Genomic DNA, 5,542 nt, shown 5'->3' on the forward strand with positions numbered 1-5,542 from the left:
TCGTGGTCAGCGGGCCCTTGGCCTTGGCTCCCATGGCCTGGCCGACCTCGACGTCCTCCCACATAAGCCGGGCCCGCCCCTGGCGGGTCTCGGCCGCGTAGGTCTCGTCGAGGGCGGCGAGCTGCGCGTCGTCCCAGCTCGGCACGGGGATCTCCGCGTACTTGCCCTTGTCCCGCGCCTTCTTCCGCTCGGTGTAGATCACGAGCGTGCGGTAGACGCCGACGACCTCCGCGCGCTGGTTGACCTTGATGTCGCGCAGGACCCGGATGACCGAGCTGCCGGCGAACTCCGACTGCTTGGTCTCCACCGACTCCAGGCCGGAGAGGCTGTAGAGGGTGTCACCCGGTCGCACCGGCCGGTACCAGGTCCAGGTACCGCCGGAGACGAAGGCGTGGATGCCCCGGTAGGAGCCGCCCTTGGCCAAGGGGTCCCGGTCGCCCAGCAGCGGCGCGTTGAGGACCGCAGCCATGATCGGTGGCGCGATCTGCCCGCCCCACCGGCTCGTCTCACCGTGACCCGGGTCGCAGAACAGCGGATTGTCGTCGCCGTAGCTGTGGGCGAAGTTGCGGATGGCCTCCGGGGTCGCGGTGGACAGGTACTCCTGCTGCCTGCTCGCCACGAGGCGCCCGAGCGCCGCCCGATCCTGCGCGAGGTCCTCCTGGACGAAGACGCTGGAGGAGGCCCGCTCGAACTCTGCCTGCTGGTCGGTCGTCACGCTCATGGTTCGAGTGTCCCGACGTGCGGGTCCCGCGTGACCCTCCCGGGCGGGAAGGGCACTTTCACGCGGGCCATCAGACGATCTTCGCTGCGCGCAGCGCCGCGACATCCTGCGGACCGTGCCCGATCTCCGCGAGCAGCTCGTCGGTGTGCTGGCCGAGGGTGGGGGCGGGCCGGCGCAGCTCCCACGGCTGACCCTGGACGCGGACGGCCTCGCCGACGTAGGTGAAGGGCCCGGCCAGCGGGTGCTCGCCCTCGACGAGGATGCCGCGGGCGCGCACATGCGGGTCGTCAAGCAGGTCGCGCAGGCGGTTGGCCCGGGTCAGCGGCACGTGGTGGGTGAGAGCGAGGGCGACCCACTCGTCGGCGTCGCGGGTGTGGAAGATTTTCTGAAGCTCCCGGCGCAGACCGAGGAGGCCGAAGCCGAAGTCGACGGGCCCGCCGGTGTCGAGCCTGTCGATCAGGTCGGCGCGGTCGACGGCCAGGCAGAAGCCGCGCCAGAACTTGGGCTCGGTGGCGCAGAACAGCAGGAACCGGCCGTCGCGCGCCTCGTAGAACTGGTAGAACGCCGACCCGCTGTCGCCTTCTTCGGTCCTCGGCATCGTCGCGTGGTCGGTGACCCGGTCCCGGTTGAGGTTGTAGGTGACGGCGATCCACGCCTGCGCGATGACCGCGTCGCTGGCGGCGGCGTCGAGGAAGCAGCCCTCGCCGGTCCGCTCGCGCTGGAACAGGGCGGCGGCGACGTGGAACGCGGCATGGACCGCTCCGGCGGCCGTGCCCTCGCCGCCGCTGGTGGTGCCCCCCAGGTAGTCGGGCGTCTGCACCCGGCGGACGAGCCCGTCCGGGCCCATCTCGACCGGCAGCGCGCCGGCCAGCGCGTTGGTCATCTGCCCGTGGGTCGGCATGCTGGCCAGCGGGCCCTCGCTGCCGTAGCCGGAGTACTGGCAGTAGACGATGTCGGGCTTCGCCGCTCGCTGCTGGGCGTAGCCGATCCCGAGCTTCGTACAGGCGTCGCCGGCGAAGCCGTCGACGAACACGTCCGCGGTGGACAGCAGCTCGTAGAAGAGCGCGCGGCCCTCGTCCCGGCGCAGGTCGAGGGTGATGCTGCGTTTGTTCTTGTTGACCTGGATGTGCGCGGGGCTGTGCTGCGGGGTGATCTGGCCGAGGAAGCCGCGCAGGTAGTCCCCTGTGCCGGGCGACTCAACCTTGATCACGTCGGCGCCGAGGTCGGCGAGCAGGGTGCCCAGGGTGTCGCCGTTGAACAGCATCGCGGATTCGAGGACGCGGACGCCTTCGAGTAGTCGACTCACTGCGCCCACACTTGCCCACCACCCGTCCGGTGTCGCGCAAACCCGGTTTGCGCCGCGGATGCGCCCAATCGCGGGCAGGCCACACCAGAATTGGCCAATGACTGTCCTTGACGCTGATCTCACCGTCCTGCCGAACCCGGGTCTGCTGATTGGTGACGGGCGGGTGTCAGACAGCAGCGAAGGCGAGTTCACCCACGTGTACGCGGCCACCGGGAAGCCGACCCGCGGCGTGTCGATGGCCGGCGCGGGTGAGGTCGACGCCGCGGTGCGGGCGGCCCGCGCCGCGCTGCCCGGCTGGCGCGCCACGCCGCTGGACCGGCGCCGCGACCTACTGCTTGAGGCCGCCCGGCTCATCCGTCGCGAGGCTGCGACGATCGCGCAGCTCACGACGATCGACAACGGGACGCCGTCCATGATCGCCGCGAGCACGCCGCTGCTCGCGGCGGACCTCTTCACCTACAACGCCGGCTGGGCCGACAAGATCGGTGGAGAGGTCGTCGGGACGTGGCCGGTGCCGGCGCTGGACTACACCCTCGACGAGCCGTACGGCGTCGTCGGGGTGATCGTGCCGTGGAACGGGCCGGTCATCTCCGTCGGCCAGATCGTGGCTCCCGCGCTGGCCGCGGGCAACTGCGTGGTGCTCAAGCCGTCGGAGCTCGCGCCCTGGGGCTGCCTGCGCATCGGAGAGCTGCTTCTGGAGGCCGGCTTCCCGCCCGGCGTGATCAACGTGGTGCCCGGTGGACCAGCCGGTGGCGAGGCGCTGGTCAGCCATCCCGACGTCGACAAGATCCACTTCACTGGCGGCGGTCAGACGGCCAAGCGCATCCTCGCCTCGGCGTTGGAGACGCTCAAGCCGGTGGGACTCGAGCTCGGAGGCAAGTCCGCGAACCTCGTCTTCGAGGATGCCGACCTCGTCGCGGCCGCGCAGCAGGCCATGACGGGAGCGGTCCTGCTCTCGGGCCAAGGCTGCATTCTCGGCACCCGGATCCTGGTGCAGCGCAGCATCCACGACGCGTTCCTCGCAACACTGGCCGCGATCCTCGGTCAGATCCCGGTGGGGGACCCGAGCGCGGCGACGTCGGTCATGGGGCCGGTGGTCAGCGAGGGCGCCGCCGATCGGATCCTGGGGATGGTGGCCACCGCGCAGAAGGAGGGCAATCGTCTGGTCACCGGCGGCGAGCGCCTCGGCGGCGATCTCGCCGACGGGTGGTTCATCGGACCGACAGTCCTCGCCGACGTCGCGCCGACCGACTTCATCGCGCAGAACGAGGTCTTCGGTCCCGTGCTCGCCGTGACGCCCTTCGACACGGAGGCGGACGCCGTGGCGATCGCCAACGCGACTCCCTACGGGCTGGCCGCCTACGTCCAGACCGACGACCTGCGCCGCGCCCACCGCGTCTGCGCGGCGCTCGAGGCGGGCAACATCTGGGTCAACGGCTTCCTCGGCATCCCCCCGGGAGCGCCCTTCGGCGGCGTGAAGCAGAGCGGCCAGGGTCGACTGGGCGGAATCCACGCGATCCGGGAGTTCACGCGGCCGAAGAACGTCTGGATGGCGCTGTAGCCAGGTCGGTCCACCCTGGTGACCAGGGTTCCCGGGTCACCAGGGTTGGAGCCTGCCGACCAGAGTTGGAGCTCAGGGTTCAGGTGCGGGAGACCGCCGAGGTGGTCTCGTGGGAGGCCCGGGTGCCGAGGTAGGCCGCGGCCACCACGGGATCGGACCTGATCTCGCTCGGGGTTCCCTCGGCGATCTCACGACCGAACTCGAGCACGAGCACCCGGTCGGCGGTGCGCATGACCATGGCGACGTCGTGCTCGATGAGCAGCACGCCGATTCCGCGCTCGTCGGCGAGCCGGCGCAGCAGCTCACCGAGGGCGCGCGACTCGTCCTCGTCGAGCCCGGCGGCCGGTTCGTCGAGGAGCAGCACCGACGGTTCGGTCGCCAGCGAGCGGGCGATCGCGACCGAGCGGCGCTGACCATAGGACAGGCTCTCGGCCTTGACGTCGAGCACGTCTTCCAGCCCCATGTCCCGGACCGCCCGCGCCACCCCCGCCGGCAGCTGGTCGTCGCCGGGACGGACGAGGTCGAGCAACCAGGCCAGCCGGTCGTGCGAGTCAGCTGCCGCGAGCAGGTTCTCCCGGACGGTCATGTCGTCGAAGAGCTCAAGGGACTGGAAGGAGCGGCACAGTCCTTCCCGGGCGCGCAGGTGCGGGCTGAGCGTGCCGATGTCGCGGCCGCCCAGGGAGACCGATCCTGCGGCCGGCTGGGCGTAGCCCGTCACCGCGTCGATCAGTGTCGTCTTGCCGGCGCCGTTCGGTCCGAGGATCCCGATCACGGTGGCCGGTGGGACCGTGAGGTCGACGTTGTCGAGCGCGACGACCCCACCGAAGCGAACCGTGACGTTGCGGATCTCCAGTGCTCTGGCCGGGACGGTGCCTGCGTCCCCCGGGTCGCCCAGCGGTATCGGCGTCCTGCTCGACGTCCTGCTCGACGTCCTGCTCGACGTCACGACGCGGTCCCGGAGCTGACGAGCGACGGCGATGTTGCGTCCCGCCAGCCCGTCCGGCGCGCTCAGGAGCAGCAGGAGCAGCAGGACGCCGCCGACGAGCGGGAGGTACTCCTCGACGCTGCCGAACGTCTTGGAGAGCACGAGAGCTCCGACGCCCGCGGCGGCGATCGTCGAGCCGTAGAGCGGCCCCGAGACGTAGCCGATACCACCGATGACGGCGAGGGTCAGGATCGTGATCGAGGTGAAGGGGTCGAACAGCGTCGTGTACTGGATGGCGGAGAAGCTGAACGCGTAGAGGATGCCACCGAACCCCGCTATCGCGGCGCCAAGGCTGAACGCGTAGAGCTTCGACTGGATGACCGAGATGCCCAGCGATGCCGCCGCCCGTTCGTTGGCGCGCACCACGAGCAGCCGCCGGCCGCTGCGTCCGCGGCGGAGGTTGGCCACGGCCACCGCGACCACCGCGAACGAGACCACGCACAACGCCGCGTAGTTGCCAGGGTGGAGCACCGGGTCGATCGGGATGCCGAGCAGGGTCTGGGGTGCGATGGGCGTCCCGCGGTTGCGCCCGGTGAAGTCGGTGCTGTTGAACAGCAGCGACCAGGAGGCGAAGCCGAGCCCGAGGGTGACGACGGCGAGGTTCACGCCGCGGGTGCGCAGTGCGGGCAGGCCGAAGACGAAGCCGACCGCGACCGCCGTCGCGACGCCCAGCGGCACGGCCGCCTCGAAGGGCCAGCCGTGGTTGGACACCAGCCGCCCGGCGGCGAAGGCACCCACCCCGCCCAGCGCGAACTGGGCGAGGGACAGCTGCCCCGCGTACCCGGTCACGACGACGACGCTCAGCGCGATCATGGCGGCGGACATCGAGCTGACCAGCGCCACGTTCCAGTCGGTCGGCAGGACAGTGGCCGCGAGTACGGCCAGGACGGCGGCGAGCCCGAGCGCGTACAGGGGAGAGCGGACCGCGGCGCCCACCGCGGGCAGGCGGTCAGCGGTGCTCCCGCGGAC

4 protein-coding genes are annotated in these 5,542 nt (G+C 71.1%); 1 reads left to right on the top strand and 3 read right to left on the bottom strand.

Annotated elements, in window-relative coordinates:
* Both U9977_RS25265 and U9977_RS25270 read right to left on the bottom strand, forming a co-directional pair.
* Positions 1-721 (bottom strand): MaoC family dehydratase (locus tag U9977_RS25265; protein ID WP_322751784.1); only part of this gene is annotated, 721 nt, incomplete at its 3' end.
* 70 nt (positions 722-791) lie between these two features.
* The gene (locus U9977_RS25270) at positions 792-2,036 is read right to left on the bottom strand and encodes a CoA transferase (protein ID WP_322751785.1); all 1,245 of its coding nucleotides are present in this window, start codon (positions 2,034-2,036) and stop codon (positions 792-794) included.
* An 88-nt stretch (positions 2,037-2,124) separates the two neighbouring features.
* On the opposite strand from U9977_RS25270, the gene U9977_RS25275 reads away from it, so the two are divergent.
* Entirely contained in the window at positions 2,125-3,588 is a 1,464-nt protein-coding gene (locus U9977_RS25275; RefSeq protein ID WP_322751786.1) for an aldehyde dehydrogenase family protein, read from the top strand.
* 79 nt (positions 3,589-3,667) lie between these two features.
* On the opposite strand, the gene U9977_RS25280 is transcribed toward U9977_RS25275, so the two are convergent.
* The coding region (locus tag U9977_RS25280; protein ID WP_322751787.1) for a branched-chain amino acid ABC transporter ATP-binding protein/permease at positions 3,668-5,542 on the bottom strand (1,875 nt) is incomplete at its 5' end.

It is taken from the genome of Protofrankia sp. Cas8, from assembly GCF_963555845.1.
Classification (GTDB): domain Bacteria; phylum Actinomycetota; class Actinomycetes; order Frankiales; family Frankiaceae; genus Protofrankia.

Coding starts and splice junctions, on each gene's coding strand:
- U9977_RS25275 (WP_322751786.1), top strand. CDS start 2,125: ATGACTGTCCTTGACGCTGATCTCACCGTCCTGCCGAACCCGGGTCTG.